Source organism: Helicobacter bilis ATCC 51630 (genome assembly GCF_000686565.1).
Taxonomy (GTDB): domain Bacteria; phylum Campylobacterota; class Campylobacteria; order Campylobacterales; family Helicobacteraceae; genus Helicobacter_A; species Helicobacter_A bilis.
Genome location: NZ_JMKW01000039.1, coordinates 1 through 20936 on the forward strand (window position 1 = coordinate 1; position 20936 = coordinate 20936).

The window sequence follows — 20936 nt, forward strand, 5'->3', positions numbered from 1 at the left end:
ACAAGCAAAATAACACATATTCTAAAGATTTCAGTTTTGATTATGGTGTATGAATAAGGTTTTAAAGTTTTGTTTCTTTCCTGTCTTTAAAATACCCTTAATAACTTAAAATACAAGCCTTTTTTATATGATTTTTATCTAGTGATTATATATTACATTTTCACTTTACAAAGTGTTACAAACTAAGCAATGCAAAATTACAAATTAATTAAAGCTTTGATACAAATTAAAATTACATAAGCAAACAATGCTTTATTTTTGCATTCTCTACTTAATGGATTTTATAAGCTTTTATTGTGTAGTTTTATATGCCTTTTAAGCACATAAAACATACTTTAATAAGTTAAAACAATGTATAACCTTTTTTAGATTAAAATAAAAGATTATGTGGAATTATAGGGAATTGACTACTTGATAAAGTTTTACTTTGTTTGCAATATAATGGCATACGCACACATTAACAAAGTTTAAAAACCTTTGATTTAAGGCTTTTATGTGTTGGTGTGTTTTTGAGTGTGTGTTAAAAAGTTAAAGTATGGTAAATCTTGATTGCAACTTATATCAAAATACAACAAGTTTCACAGCTTTATCTTAATAAAAAAGCGGTGATTTTATAACAAAGTGTTTCTTAGAATCTGCCGATTTTAAATTTGGCTTATTATATTAAAAAGGTGAAGTATGAAATCAGTTACTCTTTACACAGATGGTTCAAGTTTAGGGAATCCGGGGGCTAGTGGGTATTGTGCCCTGCTTGAGTATAAAGCCCCAAATGGCAGAGTTTTTCACACGCAAGTAAGTGGTGGTGAGGCATATAGCACAAATGGACGCATGGAGCTTAAGGCGGTTGTAGAGGGATTAAAAATGCTTACCGAACCTTGCCATGTAGTCATTGTAAGCGACTCCAAGTATGTATGTGATTCTATCGAGCAGTATCTTCCAAATTGGCAAAAAAAAGGTTTTAAAGATGTAAAACACACGGATTTATGGGGAGAATACATACATGTAGGAGCAAAGCATACTATAACAACGCAATGGGTTAAGGCACATAATGGACATCCACAAAATGAACACTGCGATAAAGTCGCAAGAGAAAATGCAAATCTCTATGCAGAGTAGAATCTTATTTCGTGCTGTAAAATCTCATAGAAAGCTTGAGTATATTAAAAATATCTTCCTTTAACATACATGATTTTAATATTTTACTCCCTATGTTATGTTTAAAATAATTAAGATTTTATATCATTTAAAATCAAAAATAAGGCATAAACACACAATGAAAAAAAATCTCATAGCTAAAAAACATACAGAATCCATAGATTCAAAAACAGAATTTCGCACAAAAATAAAAGCAAAAATGCAAAAGAGATTCTGCATTTATGATAAGCTTTGTGCGAAAAAAATATATACACACATAACAAGCTACAAAAAGCCAAAAGCCTATAAGATAAAACGCAATAATAAACTTTTCTATATACAATCAAAAGCAAAAGAATGCAATGTTTTACTCTACATTCCACTATCTACTGAAGTAAATATTATGCATATTTTGGCAAAATTAAAACAGGATAAAAAATATCAGGTATTTGTCCCAAAACTTGAAAAAACAAGCTTTAACATGGTAAAATATCGTTTTCCTTTGGTAAAAACCCATTGGCGACTTTATGAACCAAAAACTTGCAAGATTTATAAAAATATATTGATAGACATTGCTATTGTGCCAGTGCTTGGCGTTGATAAAAATATGAAAAGAATAGGATTTGGAAAAGGTATGTATGATAGATTTTATGAAACTTTAAAGGTGCGACCTTATAGTATTTTTGTGAGTAGATTGCGGCATATTTCCAGTAAGTCGTTGTGTGAATGGCATGATATACAAGCAGATATGTATGTGAGTGCGTATAAATGACTTCTATTGTTTTACTTTCATGCGGGGCGACCGCTATTTGTGTTGCATTTATCACTTTCTTTGTTGCAAGGAAGTTTTCCTATGCCAAAATGCTTTTGTGTATTGAGCAAAATAATGCAAAAATTAAGGCATTAGAAACCGAAATAGAGCAGTTACTGCACAATAAACATGTAAAAATGCAAGAAGAAGAGGAACAATTCAATAAAAAACTTGCAAAGCGTAAGAATGAGCTTGAAAAAATAATACAAGAACATGAAGAAAGCAATAAGATAATAAATCATGCAAAACAGGAAGTATTAAGGCAAAAAGAGGAACAAGCAAAAATATTAGAGCGATGTCAAGAAGAAAAAATAAAGCTTTCATCTCTTTTGCAAGATTACACTGCTCTAACAAAAGAAGAAGGAAAAAAGATTCTATTAAAAAATCTAGAAGATGAGCTGATACAAGAGAGGGCTAGTCTTATCCGCCGCTATGAGACAGAGGCAAAGGCCGAAGCAAAACGCAAGGCAAACTATATTATCGCACAAGCGACTACGCGATTTGCCGGAGAGTTTGTCAGCGATAGATTGGTGAATAATGTGCGGTTAGTAAATGATGAGATGAAAGGCAAAATCATTGGCAAAGAGGGGCGAAACATTAAAGCCTTTGAGATGGTTTGCGGTGTGAATCTTATCATTGATGATACGCCTAATGAGATTTCACTTAGCTCATTTAGCCTTTATAGAAGGGCTTTAGCGACAAGGACACTTGAAATTCTCATGCAAGATGGCAGGATACACCCAAGTCGCATTGAAGAAGTGTATGAAAAAGTAAAGGCACAAGCAGAAGAGCAACTCTATCAAGAAGGCGATGAGATTCTATTGGAACTTGGTATAGGCTATGTGGAATCTGAGCTTAAAAAACTCATAGGAAAACTAAAATATCGTGCAAGTTTTGGGCAAAATGCTTTGCAGCATTCACTAGAAGTGGCACGACTAGCAGGGATTATAGCAGGTGAGTTAGGTGGCAATGTAAAACTTGCAAGAAGAGCAGGACTCCTGCATGATATTGGCAAAGCACTCACAGATGAACAAGGTGGTAGCCATGTGGATTTGGGTGCTGATATATGTTTAAGATATAATGAAGATCCTGTTGTGATTAATGCCATATACGCACATCACGGACACGAAGAGTCTAAAAGCATTGAATGCAGTGCAGTCTGCACGGCAGATGCATTAAGTGCGGCAAGACCGGGTGCTAGAAATGAAGCAAATGAGAGCTATATCAATCGTGTGAGAGATTTAGAAAAAATTGCTATGGAGAAATTTGGCGTAAAACAAGCCTATGCGGTATATGCAGGTAGAGAAATACGAGTAATTGTAAGAGCTGATTTAGTAAATGATATAGAGAGTGTTGTATTATCTAGAGAAATTGCAAATGAAATCAAACAGCAATTACAATATCCGGGCGAAATAAAGGTTAATGTAATACGAGAAATGCGCGCTGTGGCGTATGCGTGAGAATCTTATACGCTAAATAGCATATAAGATTCTAAGATTGTTTAGATTTGCGAAGTTTATTGATTGTTTTTTATCACATAAAATTCACTTCAATAATATTAAATATTTTCTTATTTGCGTCTGTATAATGCAGCATTGTTTTTACATAAAATCACATTTTTGTAAAAATAGCCCTTAAAACAATGCAGATTTATATGCTATTTGCCTAGATAATATAGTGTGATAATAGTTTTACACAAAGGATTTAATATGCTAACACTACGCAAAGCAAATGAAAGAGGGCATTTTAATCACGGCTGACTTGATACTTATCATAGCTTTTCTTTTGCAGGATATTATGATGAAAGGTTTATGGGTTTTAGCGCATTGCGTGTGATTAATGAAGACAGGGTAGAGCCGAGCAAGGGCTTTGGGACACATTCGCATAAGGATATGGAGATTCTCACCTATGTGCTAAATGGGACAATCGCGCATAAAGATAGTATGAGCAATGAAGAGCGAGTGCCAAGCGGGGAGTTTCAAATAATGAGTGCGGGCAGTGGTATCACGCACTCAGAGTTTAATCTTTTGAGAGAGCCGCTGCATTTTTATCAAATTTGGATTCAGCCAAATGAGCTAGGCATTAAGCCAAGATATGAGCAAAAAGCCTTTGACACAAGCAAGGGCAAAACACTTATTTTGTCCCCAAACGCTGAGCAAGATTCTCTAAAAGTGTATCAAGATATGCGGTTATGGCTGTATAGGGATATTGCAAATGAGACTTTTAGCTTTGAAAGTGGTCGCAAGGCGTATATCCAAGTGGTGCGTGGCAAACTAGAGATAGAATCTAGCCAAACCAAGCCCTTTATCATAGAAACAAGTGATGGTGTGATGTGCTGTGCAGAATCTAGCTTTATTCTCAAAGGCTTAGATTCTAATAATGAAGTGTTGATATTTGACTTGCCTTAATTAATAAGTCTATGCTGTATAGCTTCTAACAATGCAAACTTACGATAATATAGCATACAATACGAATGTTTTGTTATATTAATGTAGTAAAATGACATAAATTCCCATACGACAAAAAATATAAAATACTCTTAAACAATATTTGTATAAAACAATTAAATCAGTTGAAGATAGAATTTAAGATAATAAGCATCAAGTTACGATAAACTCAAATATATATTTCCATCGTGTTATCGACAAGTAAATGATATTTTTTAATTCTGCATCACTCAATTGCTTAGTATTCATGCAAGTTGCTGATTGTGGCTTATCTTTTTTGTATAAAAGTGTTGTCATCAATATTACTATTTTGATTATAGATTTTTATAACCCTCCCCCATAATATTGATAAATGATGTTTAATTGCTCTTTGTTGCAGAGTCTTACTAAACTAGGCTTTACTAAGATTATATTCATATAAAAGCAAACTAGTTTTATAGTATTTGTGCTAAATGCTCTTGTAGTTGTAAGATTTTGTTTTTATTGGCAAAAAAGCTATTTGTGTTTGCGATTAGATAGGCGCTTGATTCCATGATGACTTCATCTATCTGTAGATTATTTTGCTTCATGGTGCTGCCTGTTTCCACTATATCTACGATTCCATCTGCAAGATTGACTAATGGGGCAAGCTCTATCGAGCCATAAAGCTTTATAACATCAACGGCGATAGCACGAGCAGAAAAGAAGTTTTGAGTAATATTTGTCATTTTTGTAGCGATTTTTATGCGGGGTTTGAGATAGTTTATAGGTTTGCCACATTCACTCCCAAGCACGACTTTACATTTACCAATTTGAAGATTTAATAGCCTTGCGACATCAATATCTTTGTGTTCTTCAAGCACATCAAGCCCTACGACGCCTAAGTCTGCTGCTCCATAATGCACATAGGTTGGCACATCTTGGTTTCTCACAAGTAAAAATGTGAAATTCTCATCTTTTAAAACGAGTTTCCTATCATCAAATTGTATTTTTTTATTGAGAATCTTTGCAAAAAGCGATAAGGTCTCATCTGCTATTCTTCCCTTTGGAAGTGCGATCGTAAGCATATATGTCCTTTTAAATTATATTATTTTCTTTTAGGGCTTGTTGCATACCTTTGAAAATCAAGGTATTATCAAATATGCTGTTTTCAAAATATTTAGCAAAAAATTTACCATCACCGCCTGTAAAATACATTTTTTTGGTTTGTGTAGTATGCTTTAGCATGAGTATAATGCTTTTTAAGATTCCAAAGCTTATTGCCTCTTTTGTGCTGCGTGGTGGTGCGTATAGATTCACACTTAAATCAAGCGGGACATGTAGGGCAGGGGATATACACTGATAGAGATGTTGATATGAGCTTATGCCGGGCAGAATGTAGCCACCTACATGCTGATTATCCTCCATAATATCAATAGTGATAGCACTTCCTGCATCAACGATTACCCCATTGCTAATGGCTTTACATGCTGCTTTTCTATCAATCCCTAAGCCTTGATATACGCCTTGTAGCTGTATGAATTTTTCAAGATTAATGCAAGTTTTATGAGAATCTAATAGCTTTTTTTCAAAGTTTGGATTTACGCTAATGTAGTAGATTGGAATATGAGGTTTTTTTAGAGAAATATTATTTGGATTCTCTCGCCAGATTCTACCTGCATAATAAAAATGCAAAAAAGAATTGCCTATATCACATAAAACAATGCTCGCCATTACAAACCTCCTTTCCTTACAGCTCTTTTAAATAAGATTTATTTCTTATTTTCATTCATGATTTTATTTAGCGTTTTGTCAAAATCTAGAATTTTATTATTGATGTATAAAATATTTTGTGTGTAAAACATTGTAACGCGTTTGTTAAACCATCGCTCCATGCCAAATTTTAGCTTAAAGACTTCATAGCTAAAATCTTTGAGTGATAAATCAATCAGGTATCCACCGCTATTATCAAAGGTGTATAAATGATTGTCTTTGATAATAATCCCATTGAGATTCGCATAAGGTAATTTTACACTTTGAAGTGTGGCTAGGGTTTTATCAAACTGATAGATTGTGCCATTGAGACTTAGGGCATAGATATGTGTCCCATCAAAGTAAATATCGCGGATTTCTAGCTCTTTGCCATAAGATTCCCCACGAATAAGTGTATAAATGCGTTTATGTGTAGCACTTACTAGCTCATCTTGCTTTACTTTGAGATAGATAATGTTGTTTAGAAATTTTTCTGTATTTACAATGATATTTTTTACACTTTTTCCTTGTGCTATATCGATTGTATTTAGTCTGCCATCAAGTGTTGGGAAAACAATTAGTGTATCAAGGATAACAGGATTTGCATGTTTTGATGAAATGGCATAGATTGATTCCTCTTTTGTTTGGAAATTAAAGGAATCTTTTGTAAGGTCATAGAGAAAAAGCGTATTGCTTGCAAGCACACCAGCGACTAGATTACCCTTTATGCTTGCACTTACAATGCAGCCTTTTGTAGCGATAGCCTTTGCGTTTGGTCTATCAAGGCTTATCGTATTGTTGTCTTGTAATAGCGGGATAATGAGAAGCTCAGCACAGCCATTGCTTACAAGCCATTGTTTAGAGTCTGCATAAAGCAAGTTTTCATTCTCATTAAGCGTGATATTTGATAAGCCATTTTCTGTAATGACTGCGTTATTTTTTAGCTTAGCACTTGCTTGATTGCTACTTGCTAGAGGCTTTTCTAGTTTGCCATTAAACTCGATTTTACCTTGAATATGCTCTGGCTTGAAATCTTTTTGAGAATCACAACCACTATAAAATACAAGCAACAAACATATAATCATACAATATGATACTTTTATGAAGTTTGGCTTGAGATTGTCTAAGATGTGTTTGAAAATATGCAGGGTCTTAGAAATATGAATGGGATATGAAGTAAGTGCTTGATACATTATTGTCCTTGCTCTGTTGCTTTATCTTCTTTTGTTGGTGAATCTATGTTTTGTGTATTTGAGTCTTGATTACTCACACCATAGTGTTTGAGTAAAGTTGCCATTTCTGCGACAAGTTTATTATTATCTCTTGGCTGGATAGATTCCAGAATCTCTCTTGCTTTTTGCGTGTTATTATTTTGCATATATAAATATGCGGCTAGAAATCTTGCTCTATCTCTTAGTATAGGCATAGAATCTGATTTAAAATTCTCAAGTAACTCTAGCTTTTCGCCAAATACTGCGTATTGATAACTAGCGAGTGTGGCAACAAGCTCATTATTTGACTTGCTTAACTGCTCCAAAACAGCAAGATTTTCATCGCTTTTTAACTGCAATAGGCTTAGATTCTGTAACTGCGTATAGCGATAGAAATCATATAAATCCGGCTTTATTGTAGCAAGTGTTTCTTCTGTTTTCTTTCTGTCTTCTTCGGTGAGATTTTTGCTATACAAGGTATTCATTAGCTCATTTGCTTGTGAGTTTGTCCTATGTTCTGTGTAGGCTCTAATCCCCATATATATACCAAAAAGCACTAATAACGCGATGGCAAGGAATAAAAAATTCTTGTATTTTTTATAGAATGTTTCAAGTTTAAATGCACTTACAAGTAGATTTTGGTCTTTTGTAAGCTTATCTTTTACATCATGGAGATTTTTTTCGATTGACATGTTACGCCTTAAGATTCTAATTTTAGGATTCTAGTTAAATGATTTAGAGTTAAATTTGGAATAATAGCATAAGAATTTCAACAAAATAGCTTTACACTCTCAATTCATGCGTATTTTCTTGCTAAGTTTTCTTATTTATGTATGCCATTGTATTGTGTGAAAAAAATGCGGTTTATAACGACCAAATTTTCCTACAACATGGATTTGTGTCCGCGTAGAATCTGCTATGCGTTGCAAGGCAGTTAGATTCTTTTCTTTAAAGCTAAATAATAGCTCATATTCCTCCCCGCTTTGATACACTTCTTTTTTTAGGGTAGAGTAGGGCAGTAGCGTGAGTTTATTTTGAGATTCTAACCTTTTTATCTCATTTGCTAATCCATCGCTAATATCCATACAAGCATGAAGCAATCTGTGTGATTTTTTAAGGAAAGCCATGCGTAAAAAGGGTAGGGCAAAGCGGCTGTCTCTATGCGTCGTCTCTATAACATGACGAGGCAGAATATGCTTATTTGTGCCATATCGTAGTAGCTTTTTTAGTGTTTTAAGACTGCTGCCTAGATTGCCTTTTCTTATACTTGTATAGGCGAGTAAATCGCCATTTCTTACCCTGTCCCTATGGAGATATTTACCTATTAAACGACCTATGATTGTGATGTGAAATGAGAGTTCCCTGCCACACATTGTATCGCCACCTATAAGTTTAATGTTATATTCCTTGCAAACGCTTGTAATGCCTTGTATCACTTCTTTTATATGCGTATTTTTCATATCTTTATGTAGCACGATAGAGAGTAGGGCGTATTGCGGTAATGCCCCAGAGCTTAATATATCAGAGATATTGACTAGAAAAGCCTTTTTTGCTAGGTTTTCATAACTTAGCCATTTATTTTTAGAATCTCTATCTTTATGGGTGGGGGTAGGGCTTTTTGTGTATTTTGACAAGACTTTAGAATCTATTTCATTTGAGTAGTGGCAGGGTTTAGGGTGCAAAAAATTAGAATCTTTATGAGACATTTTAAAATGAATGTTTTCTACAAAACTATCAGCTGCAATAATATATCTTTTATCCTTAAAAAGTAATGGTGATAGTAAAGCACAATCATCATTTAGATTTTGTGTGATACCACTTTGTGCTAAAAGGTTTAAAAAATATGATTCTTTATCCATAGTATCCCTTTAAGTTATTAGAGTTATAGGTTGATGATAATTGCATATTAGGGCAATTTAATGTTTATGTTAAAAACATGTTATAATACCGCATAAAAGCCATTAGGAATAAATTTTATATGCAAGATTCTAAAAACGATACATTACCAAGCGATATTAACACACAAGAAAATAATGATATGTCTCCACAAGATTCTAATATAGAATCCTTGCGAGATATGGAATCTATACAAGAAGATTCTTTTAACTCTCAAGTAGATTCTATGGAATCTAATGATTTGAATAATATAGATTTAGATACAAACCAAAATGATATAGACGATAATGCCCCACAAGATATTCTTAATGATATTGTGCTAGATTCCAAAGATTCTACACAAATTATAGAATCTATGCCTGATAATATAGCATTTAATAATGAAGTGATAAATGAGTTAGAATCACAAGCACAACAAGAAAATACAAATATAAATGAAGCAATAGAATCTAATATTATAAATAATCTAAACGAAACGCAAAGTGATTCAAACACAGATTTATTACATGAAGTAAATGTGCCGCATGATTTAAAAGAAGAGATACTAGAATCTAATATTACACAAATATATAAAGATTCTCATAATACACAACAAGGGATTCACACAGAAGAACTCAATAAAGAAGATTTATTTGACAATATCATCTTGCAAAAATCACATAATGAAATAAAACCTAAAACATACAAATGGCAATATCTAGTCTATTCTAAGCGAGTGTTTATAGGCTTAGTGTGTATTGCCTTTGTGGTAGGCAGCTATGCTGTGTATCTATTCTTTGGTTCTACTTCGCTTGAAGTATTATGGGATCTACATAAAACAAGAAATAACCTGCGTCTTGAGGTAGAGCAAAGCAGACTAGATAATGCTACATTGCAAAGAGATGTCCTTGAATTGAGGGCGCTTGAGCCAAAATAGAATTTATAGATTCTAAAAATTGTCATACTAAGCAAAGCAAAGTGTCTAACATAGAATCTCAACAAGATATTCCGTGCTTACACACTCGCACGAGCAAAGCTCTTGCCCACACTTGCAAATATGACAAAGAATCTAGATTTTATAAATTTGCACCCACCCAAATGGTAGAGAATCTAGATTCTGTAAAGATTTGCCCTTGTCTATGCAATTTGAACGATTGAGCGAATTGTGATGGATAGTCATATCGCTTAGATAACTCCTATCATCATAATTCAGCCAAAGCTCGTCCAAAGCTTCTAAAGCCACAGAACAACCGCTAGAATTTGTGGTTTTGTTTGCGTGGTTTGTTGGTGTCAAATCTAAAATCTTATCTAAACATGATACTTAAAATCCCGTTGTTCTTATGCCAATGCCTATGCGATGGGTTGGGATATTGTATTCATACAAGCTATTTGCATAGCCATAGAAATACTGCCCATACACTGCAAAAAACTTACTCACCTCATACGCATAACCAAGCTGCAATGAGCCATGATAGCGTGTATAATCGCTAATAATGGGAGCTACATGTAATTCAAGAAAATGCTTTTTATGTTTGTAATAAAGTCTTGCGTTTGCATAGCCCATGTAGAGACTAATATCTGGGTTATCTTTTCGTTTTGGGATATAGGGCCATGCTGTGATATGTATCCCAAATGTAGAGTTTTTCACAACTTTTTCCCAAATGAGTTCTAGCATGATTCTATTTCCCATGCTTCTTGAGCGGCATTTCTCTGGAGTTAAAGGGTTTCTATTGCTATCTCTCAAACACTCATCACCACCGACACCATTGCTAAAATGCAAGTAGCCAATGCGTAATTCTTTAATCTTACCGCCCTTGCCACCAAAAAGCTCCCAATCTGCTGGATAGGAATAAAAGATTGATGGCTTATAGTTTGAATCTCGCACAGGATTAGAATAGCGAAAGTTAAACTGCTGAAACCATGAAGTCTGCGTATAAGCAAAAAAGAGTGAGCCTTTACTCCAAAACGCTCCACGCCAAAGTGGCACTTTAAAGCTTACTTGAAACTTCAATTCGCTAGGTATATTACTCCCATAGATTCCAAAAGGTGGCAAGCTATATGAATACACAAAGTAAGTCCCCTCATGTTCCAATACTCTCATAAAATCTGTATAGGTTGTCTCTGCTTGTTTTGTGCGTTCTTTATAAGTGTCTATATCGAAAAAGTGATTTTTTAGTTTTGTTAGGGTGGTGTTTTCTGGTTTGGATTCTAGATTCTGTGCTAAATTTGGGTGGGCTACGGGGTTTAGGGCGTAATTTACAGAATCTAGATTCTGTAAAGATTTGCCCTTGTCTATACAATTTGGGCGATTGAGAGAATTGTGATGGATAGTCATACCGCTTAGATAACTCCTATCATCACAATTCAGCCAAAGCCCATCCAAAGCTTCTAAAGCCATAGAGCAACCGCTAGAATTTGTGGTTTTGTTTGCGTGGTTTGTTAGTAGAGAAACTAGTATCTTGTCATTTTGAGCCATAGGCGAAAAATCTTTTTTAGATTCTAAGTCTTTAGATACTTCGCTTTGCTTAGTATGATGATTTTTAGAATCTAAACTCCCCATATTCCCCATTATATATAGCTGATTTTGCGAAGTTATCCAAGGCATAAAATGATCATTAGCATGTGCTTGTAGAATATGATAGGTAAGCACAAAATAATAAAAAGCATATCTAACAATACGCATTGTATATCCTAAAGTAAATTTTGTGTAAAATTTATGATTATAACATGTTTTAGATTCTATAAACTACATTTATAACAATAAAAAATAAAAGTTATAATCTATTAGAATCTTTTTGTTAAAATTAGAGTTTTTTGAAAGGAAATGTATGGAAAAAGTTATTGCGATAAAAGAGCGAGTTTTAAGTGCGAATGATAGAAAAGCACAGGAATTACGGGGCATTTATGATACGCATAATAAGTTTGTGATAAATCTTATGAGTAGCCCCGGAAGCGGTAAGACTACACTTTTAGAATCTTTAAGCAAGTTTGATGACTTTAAATTCTGCGTGATTGAGGGGGATTTAGAGACCAATAGAGATGCTGATAGACTAGAAAAACAAGGCGTATTAGCAAAGCAAATCACAACAGGTGAGGCATGTCATCTTGAAGCAAACATGGTAGCAAATATACTGCCCTCACTCATGCAAGATTCTAGATTTAATCAAAGCGACTTTTTGTTTATAGAAAATGTAGGTAATCTCGTATGTCCGGCAAGTTATGATTTGGGAGCGAATGTAAATGTTGTGTTGCTTAGTGTGCCAGAGGGCGATGATAAGGTGCTAAAATATCCTTCTATGTTTTTGTGTGCTGACATTGTGCTAGTTACAAAAGCTGAAATGAAAGAGTATTTTGGCTTTAAAACAGAGCAGGTGAAAAGCGATTTAGAAACCCTGCGACACGGCGTAGAGATTATGGAGATTAGCAAAGATTCTAAAGAGAGTCTCAAGAAGCTAAAAGAGTATTTCCAAACCCTAGCCTTAAGGGGATACAGAACAGAGCATATATTTAAATAATGCTAAATTTAAATTGTTTGTTTGAATAAGGTTGCCTAGTTTTTGTTGGGAAGTATTTATTATTGTAGGCAGTTAATGGATTTTAATCTATTTTAATGACATTGTTGATCTTTATAAGGACTTTTATGTTAAGTGGCAAACAAGAAAAATGTCCAAAAAATGAAAGAAAAAAGCTAGATTCTATCACTACTTTTCAGCTTAAGTGGCTTTTTTATACTACGCTCTTTTGGGGTGAGCTTTTGGTCTTACATCTGCGTGGAGAACTTCCCCATATTTTTGTCTCTTATGGTATTTTTTGCCTCTTTTTTATCAGTAATGGAATCTATAAGCATAATATAAAAGCTTTCCTTATTTTTGCTTTTGTGTGGGTTTTTAGTGTTTGTTTATGTGTTTTCTCAAAGTCATTATAGTTTTTGGACATGTCTGCTTGCACAGATACTATTATATAGCCTTATACTTGCCATTCTTATTTTTAAGAAATACTATCGCTTAAGTATCACACTTTGTGCGTATATTGCCTTTTATGCTATGGCATTGCTACTTGGAGAATATCACCTGCTTGGGAGTTTTTTATAAGTGAGATATCTTATATCATGAAATCTGTTTTTTCATAATTTTATATATCATTACTCAACCTACTCAAAATCCACATATCTCACCTTATTTTTACGCAAATAAAGCCATTCGCCATTTGCAAATACACTTTCAATATTTGTGTCTTCTTTTAGTCCATACACTCTATTTATATTGACATAGCGATATAAGATTCCAAGTGATATAATATGGGCTTTGCCATTATCATCAATATAGAAAAATTGTGGATAGATTATTTGCTGGAATTTCATATTTCTATCTGTTAAGCCACCGATTTTCTCCCTTAAATCTTGTGGTATTTCTACTATAATATCCGTGCTATATGCACCGCTATAATAGGCATATCCATTGCTTAGAATCCTATCTTTTTGACTATTAATCACATCAAGCACAAAGAGCCTTTGAGCGTTTTTCTCACTATAATAGCCACTATGTTTATATGCAAGTTTTAAGTAATGTTCCCTTTTTTGTAGCCATAATTCATTTTTATTATGCTTTATTTGTGAGTAGATCTTTTCTTCTAGTTTTAGATTCTCTGCTTTGGTATCTTTAGAATCTTTTTGTTTTTGCATGATTTCATCATATAGGGCTTTATTTAATACATAAGTGCCACTATACTCTTTTGAGTATTTTCTAGCTTTGTAATATTGCGGGTCAAATACATAAAAAGTGCAACCACAAAATATAAATACACTCATTAAAAGAGAGATTCTAGCACTATAAAAAAGTAGAGTTTGCATACACACCTTTCCATAAAATATAAAATGCAATCATAGCAATAAATACTGCAAAAATGCTTTATTTTCGTTATAATAAAGACTTTATTTCAATAAAAAAGGTGTGTCTATGTCGTATTTTAAGAAAATTGCATGTGGTTTTAGTTTATGTTGCGTGTTGGCTGTTTCGAGTTTTGCGGAGTCTGGTGGTGATAAATTGACGACTTTAGAAGCTACACGCACAAAAGTATTTGAGATTCTCTATCCGCAGCAGCTAAAGACATTGGAGCAAAAAAGGGCTTTTCTAAAAAAGCATTATAAATCTGGTGAAGAGTATGAGACTTTTATCTTTCCAAATCAAACAATAGAGAGTGTGTATAATGCCTATATCACAGCACACCCAAAAGATAGCTTTGGGTCTAGTATATTGCATAAGGAATTGCCAAAGATGAATAAGGCTTATAGGGCAGATAGCAATGAAGATCGTATGGGCTATGTGCTTATGTATATTTGGAGTGGGGATAGAAAGCTATCTATCACAAATACAAGAATAGAAGATGATAATCTTTGCGGTAAAGAACTCTTAGAGTTTGAAGAACAAAGGGGGCAGACTATTCTAAAATCAAGCTTTGAGCAGTATTGCTTCTAAACTAAAGATAGAGTATGAGAGAGCAGAATCTAAACGCTTTATTAAATGCAGATAGCCTAGACTTAAGCACAAATAGCGATGAGATAAGTGAGACTTTGCAGTCTTTAAATACGCTTGAAAGTCTAGAATCTTTGCAGCAAGTGGGTAATAAAAAGCAGGATTCTATAAACAATCTAGAATCTATAAAAAGATTAGAAACTAGCACAGCACAAAAACACCCCATAAAAGATTCTTTAATGAAAGATAGAGATTCTAAAGCGATAAATCTATCAAAAACCCTGCATTCATTAGAGACAGAAGCACTCATTCATAGCACAAAAAATCCATACATAAACGCTGCAAAAGATTTAGCAAAAAATCCCAAAAATACACAAAAGCAAGATAAAAGCACAGAATCAAAAAGGCTAGTATATGTATCAGTTGGGGATATTAATGGCATTGGGCTGGAGCTTATTTTACGCAATCATGCAGAAATTGCGGTGTATTGCAAACCTATTTATTGCATAGATTTTGAAGTGTTGGAGTGTGCGGCAAAAAAGTTAGCTTTGCAGATTCCAAAAGATATGTATATCCACCCGCTTAATATGCAAGATATTTTTGATGATGAGATAATAAAGGCAGGGCAAATCTGTGCTAAAAGCGGGCTTTATAGCTTTAAATCGTTTGAGAAGGCAGTAGAGTTAAGCATAGAGCATGAGGCAAGTCTTGTTACACTGCCTATACATAAATATGCGTGGCAGCTAGCGGGTATAGAGTATGCTGGACATACGCAGTATTTGCGACATAGATTCCAAAAAGAGGCGATTATGATGCTTGGCTGCAAGGAAATGTTTGTCGCACTTTTTACCGATCATATCCCCTTAAGCAAGGTTTCAGGTATGATACAAAAAGAGAAACTTTTACAATTTTTTAGGGATTTTTATCATGCGTATAGTTTGCTTTTTGCACCTTTGCAAACAACACAAACACCAAAAAATGACACCAAGCATGGCACACAAGATTCTAAAGAAATCCAGCTAGAATCCTTGCAAGAACTCTCTTCAAACACTTTAAAGCAAAATGCGATTAATGCAAATTTAGTTAAACGACTGCTTTATGATGAAAAAAATATTGAAAAAACTATAATAGAAAAGACACAAGATTCTATACAAGAGATTGCACCGCATAATCACTCATTGCAACCCAAAAAAGAGTTAAAAATAGCAGTCCTAGGGCTTAATCCACATGCAGGTGATAATGGCGTATTGGGACATGAAGATATGATTATTAATGAATGTATAGAAATTATAAATAAAGAAATTGGTGCTGAAGTCTTTATCGGCTCTATTGCCCCAGATTCTGCATTTATCCCGCACAATAGAGAAAAATATAGTATATTTATCGCAATGTATCATGATAGCGGATTAGCCCCACTTAAAGCACTTTATTTTGATAGAAGTATTAATGTAAGCTTAAATCTCCCCATATTACGCACAAGCCCAGATCATGGCACATGCTTTGATAAAGCCTATCAATCAAATAATAACATAAGCATGGAAAGCTATCTTGAAAGTTTTAGATTCTTGTGTCAAGTGAATATGTAGATTTGATCTTAAAGTGGGGGTTTGCGTGGTAATTTTACCATGTATAAAATAGTGCTTTAGATATGATTAGACACAATATATTGTTTAGATTACAAAAATAAAGAGATAGGCTAAATTATCTCTTCAACAAAATATCGCGGTCGCCGCTTAGATTCTGCATAAATCTTGCCGACATACTCGCCAATAATCCCAAGACTTAAAAGCTGAATCCCGCTAAAAAAGCATAAGGGAATAATCGTAGAAGCCCAGCCATACACCACACCATCGGTAAAAAGCTTTACAAAAAGAGCGTAACAACCAAGTGTGATGGAAAGTATAAAGAACACAATGCCTAGCACACTCACAAGTCGCAAAGGCACGACACTAAAGCTTGTTATGCCATTCCACGCGAAAGATAGCATTTTGCCTAAAGGATACTTTGACTCCCCAGCAAAACGCTCTAGCCTATCATACTCTACTACCGCCGTTTGAAAGCCAAGTAAGGGCACAATACCACGCAAAAATAGATTCACTTCACTGAATCTTAGCAGAGCCTTAATAGCCCTATTTGAGAGCAATCTATAATCAGCGTGATTATAAGTGATTTTCACACCCATAATCTCCATAAGTCTATAAAAACCAAGTGCGGTATGCTTTTTAAAAAAGCTATCTTTCTGCCGCGATTTTCTAACGCCATAGATGACTTCAGCCCCCATCTTCGCCTTTGCTACAAACTCATCAAATACGCTAATATCATCTTGCAAATCACAATCTATACTGATAGCACAATCGCATTTATCCGCCACATATTCTAGCCCTGCTAAAAGGGCGTTTTGATGTCCGCAGTTGCGTGAGAGTTTTAAAGAGATGATTTTAACCTTATTGTTTGTTGTAGATTCTGTAAGATTAGATTCTGCTGTATTATCTAAAGAGATATTTAAAGTAACTTTATGTTTGTCTATATCAATCTTAGCTATATCAGTGGGGGGGGGGGGGGTAAATGTTGTATTTTTACTGCTTAAATCTTTCAAAATAGACCAAGTGTTATCCTTGCTACCATCATCTACAAACACACAAAAGCTGTCTTTAGAAATACTTCTAGAATCTATGAGTTGCTCTAACTTTTTAGATATAGTTTTATGAGTTTCTTGCAATACCGCTTCTTCATTATAGCAGGGAATAACTATTGCTAACACCATGTTTTAATCCTACTTGCTTGGTTTGTTTATTCATATCTTGGTTGTATCAACTAAAATTAACTTCTAAATTTCACTACATTTTCATATACATTAAGGCTATGAAGTTCAATAATTACGACAGATTTCGCAATCCTAAATAGCCCCTTGATATTGAAAGAAAAATTAGATTTACACCGCATTTAACACGAAAGATAGAAGTAAAAAGTGCTTATCTTGGAGACACCAATTTTACTCATTGTAATTTGAGCCACACAGATTTCTTAACTCGCTATTTTTCTCATTAAGCATATTATCGATTTCACGCACAACGCCTTTTGTGCCTTCTTCAAATATGCTAAGATTTTTATCTACAAAATCTTTGCTTACCATTTGTTTTTCTTTCATAGGCACAGCAATTGCATTTGCATAAGAATGCACGGTTGCGTGTTCTTTTTCTAAGTCTTTATAGCCTTGAGTATCTCTAAAGTTTTTATGTCCATCACCTTCATAATACCATTTACCAAGACGACAACCCTTATGGTCTGTAATACCAAACTCATCGGAAGTGCCAAGTATGAATGAATAGAGATTGTTTTTATAAATCACATGGTCTAATTTTGCAAGAGAACAGAATACAAGATTGTTTATAATGCTAAGCATGTATTTGGATCTAATAGAAGAAGATGATAAGTCTTGCATCATACCTACTATATCATCAACATTGCAACGCATAGATTCTGAAATCGTATTAATCTCTTCGGTATTTACATGTATATCGCCACTTTCTTGCTGCATTGCTTTTACAACGATTGCAATATCTTTTGTGGCTTTTTGCGTTTTCTCTGCAAGCTTTCTCACCTCATCGGCTACGACTGCAAAGCCTCTGCCATGCTCTCCCGCCCTTGCTGCTTCAATTGCTGCATTCAATGCAAGCAAGTTTGTTTGCTCTGCGATATCATCAATGAGTGAAATAACATTTGTAATGTCATTGCTTCTTCCGCTAAGAGATTGTGCTAAGGTCTGTGCATGTTGCATTTTATCGCATAACTCACCAATATCAGACAAAGACTTTCTTGTGATATCAAGCCCTTGTTGAGAAATGTCTGCTGCTGCTTCTGAGCTTTTTAGAATCTGTCCTAAGTCATTAAAGATTGCAACAAAAGATTCTTGTGCTGCTCCAAGCCCACCCTTTAGGGCAACATGATGTAAATGCGTAATATCAAGCCCACCTAAATCCTTATCTCTAAACGAACATTTTTTAAGACAATACAAATCTGTATCCTGCACTCTCTTATGTTTTGCTATGTAGGACACATCATCTAGCGTTATAACCGCACTTTTATTTGCCAATTGCGTCAATAAAGATTTTGTGTCCTTTATGGACTCTGCGTTTGTATTGCGAAAAACGATTTCACCCTGAGAGATACCAAAAATAATCTCTTCAAATGCAAATGCACTCACTTGACGATAAAATTCAACCTCTTGCGTCAAAGCTTTATTCTCTTGTTCCTTAGTTTGCAACTCTTGTCGCAATATTTTTGAAGATGAAAACATACAAAATTACCTTAAAGATTAAAATAGATTCCCGCATTTTATCACAATTTTATTGTTTTGTGTAATTTCAACACAAATATTTATTTTTTTACTTTAGCATTCATTATATTATCTTTGAGATTGTTTTATTTTGCAAGTTGGATTCCAAATAGACTTGTATTATAGATTCTATAAAATATGCTACAATAGCGACTTTTATCTTACATATTGAAATCAAAAGGGCTTTTTTATGGATTATTTAGAAATTGAAGGTGGGAATACATTGCATGGGAGTGTGAGAATCTCTGGTGCAAAAAATGCAGCATTGCCACTACTTGCTTTATCACTGCTTTCTAGGCAGCCTATGGAGTTTTATAACCTGCCTGAAGTTGCTGATATTAATACTTTTATTCGTTTGCTTACAATGCTTGGGGCAAATATCACAACAAAGGGTAAGGGACACAGAATCATAGATACTACAAGTGTGAATGACACAAAGGCAGTATATGATATTGTGCGTAAAATGCGTGCTTCGATCCTTGTTTTAGGACCGCTTTTAACGCGTTTTGGGCATTGCGAGGTGAGTTTGCCCGGAGGTTGTGCGATAGGGGCTAGACCCGTTGATTTACATATAAAAGCCATGCAAAAGCTTGGGGCAAATATAGAGGTGCAAGGGGGCTATATCATAGCTCACGCAAAAGATGGGCTAAAAGGTGCTGACATAGTCTTTGATAAGATAACCGTTACAGGCACAAGCAATGTAGTCATGGCAGCCGCCCTTGCAAAGGGGAAAACGCGTATTATTAATGCGGCAAAAGAGCCAGAAGTCGTGCAGTTATGTCAAATATTGCAAGAGAGTGGATTGCAGATACAAGGCATTGGCACTTCAGAGATTATTATTGAGGGAACAGGCGGGGAATTGCTTGATTTAAAGCCAACTAGAGTGATACCAGATAGGATTGAAGCGGGGACTTATCTGTGTATTGGAGCGATTACAAACTCACAGATTACGCTACATGATGTATGTGAAGACCATATTGAAAGCATTGTGTTAAAGCTACATGAAATAGGCTTTGAGACAGAGTTTTGCTCTAGTGATACAAACAAAGCGATAACGATATATCCATGCAAAACCCCGTTAAAAGCATTCCGCATTACAACAACAGAATATCCGGGCTTCCCAACTGATATGCAGGCACAATTTATGGCTTTAAGCACACAATGCAATGGCTCAAGTTTTATTAAAGAAACTTTATTTGAAAATCGCTTTATGCATGTAAATGAGTTACAAAGACTAGGTGCAAATATAGCTATCGATGGCAATGTAGCACAAATTAATGGGAAAAGCGAACTCATAGGTGCTGATGTGATGGCAACAGATTTGCGTGCTTCATCTGCCCTTGTGCTTGCCGCTCTTGTAGCAAAAGGTATCACTAGAGTGCATAGAATCTATCATTTAGACAGAGGATATGAGCAACTTGAAGTAAAGCTTAGCTCACTTGGTGCAAAAATACGCCGCTTGAGCGAGTAATTAATAAGGCAGTATATTTGATTTGGATGGAATCAAATAACCACTTCTATAGTGCTGAGATTTCGCGTAATTTTGGAATCTTAGCGTTGAATCCTTGTTATGCTTGAGTATATTCACTTAGCAACACATAATAAAACACCCTCTCTAACACTCAAAAACACACTAACACATAAAAGCCTTGTATAAAGGGTTTTTTGCATAAGTGTTTTATAATATGCTTATATGTTATAACCCTTTTTTTACTTCCACTTGATGTTTTTTTGTTTGTATCTTATGTGTATTTTTGAATGTATTCTAAAAAAGGATACATAAAAGGATACACAAAAACATTACTACATATTAAAGTATGTTTTATGTGCTAATAAAGCATATAAAACTACACAATAAAAGCTTATAAAATCCATTAAGTAGAGAATGCAAAAATTAAAGCATTATTTGCTTATGTAATTTTAATTTGTATCAAAGTATTA

20 protein-coding genes and 2 pseudogenes are annotated in these 20936 nt (G+C 34.4%); 11 read left to right on the top strand and 11 right to left on the bottom strand.

From position 1 onward, the window contains the following. The first annotated feature begins 678 nt into the window (after positions 1–678). From T368_RS0107980 to T368_RS17170, 5 genes and pseudogenes are all read left to right on the top strand, one after another. Positions 679–1116: a ribonuclease H family protein gene (locus T368_RS0107980; protein ID WP_004084951.1), complete on the top strand. Its 438-nt coding sequence runs from the start codon at positions 679–681 to the stop codon at positions 1114–1116. 157 nt (positions 1117–1273) lie between these two features. After that, complete coding sequence (locus T368_RS0107985) at positions 1274–1906, top strand: 5-formyltetrahydrofolate cyclo-ligase (protein WP_004084949.1); 633 nt, start codon at positions 1274–1276, stop codon at positions 1904–1906. Beyond that, positions 1903–3405, top strand: coding sequence for a ribonuclease Y (gene rny, locus T368_RS0107990; RefSeq protein WP_004084947.1), 1503 nt, complete (start codon positions 1903–1905; stop codon positions 3403–3405). Before T368_RS0107985 ends, rny begins: the two co-directional genes overlap by 4 nt. Positions 3406–3720: 315 nt before the next feature. Next, positions 3721–3996, top strand: a pseudogene (locus T368_RS17165) (pirin family protein); the annotation flags it as partial. A gap of 87 nt (positions 3997–4083) precedes the next feature. Then, positions 4084–4353: a pirin family protein gene (locus tag T368_RS17170; RefSeq protein ID WP_282705550.1), complete on the top strand. Its 270-nt coding sequence runs from the start codon at positions 4084–4086 to the stop codon at positions 4351–4353. 473 nt (positions 4354–4826) lie between these two features. Here T368_RS17170 and hisG read toward each other — a convergent pair whose 3' ends face one another. The 5 genes from hisG to T368_RS0108020 form a co-directional block, all read right to left on the bottom strand. Then, positions 4827–5438: an ATP phosphoribosyltransferase gene (hisG, locus tag T368_RS0108000; RefSeq protein ID WP_004084944.1), complete on the bottom strand. Its 612-nt coding sequence runs from the start codon at positions 5436–5438 to the stop codon at positions 4827–4829. A gap of 10 nt (positions 5439–5448) precedes the next feature. Continuing rightward, positions 5449–6084, bottom strand: a complete 636-nt coding sequence (locus tag T368_RS0108005; RefSeq protein WP_004084942.1) for a type III pantothenate kinase — start codon at positions 6082–6084, stop codon at positions 5449–5451. Positions 6085–6122: 38 nt separating this feature from the next. Then, positions 6123–7295, bottom strand: coding sequence for a hypothetical protein (locus T368_RS0108010; protein WP_004084941.1), 1173 nt, complete (start codon positions 7293–7295; stop codon positions 6123–6125). Continuing rightward, positions 7295–8005, bottom strand: coding sequence for a hypothetical protein (locus tag T368_RS0108015; RefSeq protein WP_004084939.1), 711 nt, complete (start codon positions 8003–8005; stop codon positions 7295–7297). The genes T368_RS0108010 and T368_RS0108015 overlap by 1 nt, the downstream gene beginning before the upstream one ends. A 135-nt stretch (positions 8006–8140) precedes the next feature. Beyond that, positions 8141–9172, bottom strand: coding sequence for a thiamine-phosphate kinase (locus tag T368_RS0108020; RefSeq protein ID WP_004084937.1), 1032 nt, complete (start codon positions 9170–9172; stop codon positions 8141–8143). 119 nt (positions 9173–9291) lie between these two features. Here T368_RS0108020 and T368_RS0108025 point away from each other — a divergent pair, with 119 nt between their 5' ends. Beyond that, positions 9292–10125, top strand: coding sequence for a hypothetical protein (locus tag T368_RS0108025; RefSeq protein WP_004084936.1), 834 nt, complete (start codon positions 9292–9294; stop codon positions 10123–10125). 132 nt (positions 10126–10257) lie between these two features. Here the strand turns inward: T368_RS0108025 and T368_RS14990 are convergent, their stop codons facing one another. Next, complete coding sequence (locus T368_RS14990; RefSeq protein WP_285819236.1) at positions 10258–10482, bottom strand: hypothetical protein; 225 nt, start codon at positions 10480–10482, stop codon at positions 10258–10260. 27 nt (positions 10483–10509) lie between these two features. Then, complete coding sequence (locus T368_RS0108030; protein ID WP_004084935.1) at positions 10510–11871, bottom strand: phospholipase A; 1362 nt, start codon at positions 11869–11871, stop codon at positions 10510–10512. Positions 11872–12016: 145 nt separating this feature from the next. Between T368_RS0108030 and hypB the strand changes: the two genes are divergently transcribed. Further along, positions 12017–12703: a hydrogenase nickel incorporation protein HypB gene (gene hypB / locus T368_RS0108035; protein ID WP_004084934.1), complete on the top strand. Its 687-nt coding sequence runs from the start codon at positions 12017–12019 to the stop codon at positions 12701–12703. A gap of 375 nt (positions 12704–13078) precedes the next feature. After that, positions 13079–13279 (top strand): hypothetical protein, encoded by a 201-nt coding sequence (locus T368_RS15540; protein ID WP_138160894.1) that lies wholly within the window; start codon positions 13079–13081, stop codon positions 13277–13279. Between the two features lie 59 nt (positions 13280–13338). On the opposite strand, the gene T368_RS0108045 is transcribed toward T368_RS15540, so the two are convergent. Further along, a complete protein-coding gene (locus T368_RS0108045; RefSeq protein WP_004084932.1) occupies positions 13339–14037 on the bottom strand; it encodes a hypothetical protein in 699 nt (232 codons plus the stop codon). Positions 14038–14143: 106 nt separating this feature from the next. Here T368_RS0108045 and T368_RS0108050 point away from each other — a divergent pair, with 106 nt between their 5' ends. Both T368_RS0108050 and T368_RS14595 read left to right on the top strand, forming a co-directional pair. Continuing rightward, positions 14144–14662: a hypothetical protein gene (locus T368_RS0108050; protein WP_004084931.1), complete on the top strand. Its 519-nt coding sequence runs from the start codon at positions 14144–14146 to the stop codon at positions 14660–14662. 428 nt (positions 14663–15090) lie between these two features. Continuing rightward, positions 15091–16245 (top strand): 4-hydroxythreonine-4-phosphate dehydrogenase PdxA, encoded by a 1155-nt coding sequence (locus tag T368_RS14595; protein ID WP_138160900.1) that lies wholly within the window; start codon positions 15091–15093, stop codon positions 16243–16245. A 110-nt stretch (positions 16246–16355) separates the two neighbouring features. Here T368_RS14595 and T368_RS0108060 read toward each other — a convergent pair whose 3' ends face one another. The 3 genes and pseudogenes from T368_RS0108060 to T368_RS17410 form a co-directional block, all read right to left on the bottom strand. Beyond that, a complete protein-coding gene (locus tag T368_RS0108060) occupies positions 16356–17423 on the bottom strand; it encodes a glycosyltransferase family 2 protein (RefSeq protein ID WP_027338420.1) in 1068 nt (355 codons plus the stop codon). 228 nt (positions 17424–17651) lie between these two features. Next, positions 17652–18197: a CZB domain-containing protein gene (locus T368_RS17405; protein ID WP_419664691.1), complete on the bottom strand. Its 546-nt coding sequence runs from the start codon at positions 18195–18197 to the stop codon at positions 17652–17654. Continuing rightward, positions 18192–18956 (bottom strand): annotated as a pseudogene (locus T368_RS17410) (methyl-accepting chemotaxis protein); the annotation flags it as partial. The pseudogene T368_RS17410 and the gene T368_RS17405, both read right to left, overlap by 6 nt. A 229-nt stretch (positions 18957–19185) precedes the next feature. Between T368_RS17410 and murA the strand changes: the two are divergent. Continuing rightward, positions 19186–20466 (top strand): UDP-N-acetylglucosamine 1-carboxyvinyltransferase, encoded by a 1281-nt coding sequence (gene murA, locus T368_RS0108070; protein WP_004084919.1) that lies wholly within the window; start codon positions 19186–19188, stop codon positions 20464–20466. The last annotated feature ends 470 nt before the right edge of the window (positions 20467–20936 follow it).

Bases quoted from the DNA above. Each gene is read 5' to 3' on its own strand.
- T368_RS0107980 (WP_004084951.1), top strand. From the start codon at position 679: ATGAAATCAGTTACTCTTTACACAGATGGTTCAAGTTTAGGGAATCCG.
- T368_RS0107985 (WP_004084949.1), top strand. From the start codon at position 1,274: ATGAAAAAAAATCTCATAGCTAAAAAACATACAGAATCCATAGATTCA.
- rny (WP_004084947.1), top strand. From the start codon at position 1,903: ATGACTTCTATTGTTTTACTTTCATGCGGGGCGACCGCTATTTGTGTT.
- hisG (WP_004084944.1), bottom strand. From the start codon at position 5,438: ATGCTTACGATCGCACTTCCAAAGGGAAGAATAGCAGATGAGACCTTA.
- T368_RS0108005 (WP_004084942.1), bottom strand. From the start codon at position 6,084: ATGGCGAGCATTGTTTTATGTGATATAGGCAATTCTTTTTTGCATTTT.
- T368_RS0108010 (WP_004084941.1), bottom strand. From the start codon at position 7,295: ATGTATCAAGCACTTACTTCATATCCCATTCATATTTCTAAGACCCTG.
- T368_RS0108015 (WP_004084939.1), bottom strand. From the start codon at position 8,005: ATGTCAATCGAAAAAAATCTCCATGATGTAAAAGATAAGCTTACAAAA.
- T368_RS0108020 (WP_004084937.1), bottom strand. From the start codon at position 9,172: ATGGATAAAGAATCATATTTTTTAAACCTTTTAGCACAAAGTGGTATC.
- T368_RS0108025 (WP_004084936.1), top strand. From the start codon at position 9,292: ATGCAAGATTCTAAAAACGATACATTACCAAGCGATATTAACACACAA.
- T368_RS0108030 (WP_004084935.1), bottom strand. From the start codon at position 11,871: ATGCGTATTGTTAGATATGCTTTTTATTATTTTGTGCTTACCTATCAT.
- hypB (WP_004084934.1), top strand. From the start codon at position 12,017: ATGGAAAAAGTTATTGCGATAAAAGAGCGAGTTTTAAGTGCGAATGAT.
- T368_RS0108045 (WP_004084932.1), bottom strand. From the start codon at position 14,037: ATGCAAACTCTACTTTTTTATAGTGCTAGAATCTCTCTTTTAATGAGT.
- T368_RS0108050 (WP_004084931.1), top strand. From the start codon at position 14,144: ATGTCGTATTTTAAGAAAATTGCATGTGGTTTTAGTTTATGTTGCGTG.
- T368_RS0108060 (WP_027338420.1), bottom strand. From the start codon at position 17,423: ATGGTGTTAGCAATAGTTATTCCCTGCTATAATGAAGAAGCGGTATTG.
- T368_RS17405 (WP_419664691.1), bottom strand. From the start codon at position 18,197: ATGCAGCAAGAAAGTGGCGATATACATGTAAATACCGAAGAGATTAAT.
- murA (WP_004084919.1), top strand. From the start codon at position 19,186: ATGGATTATTTAGAAATTGAAGGTGGGAATACATTGCATGGGAGTGTG.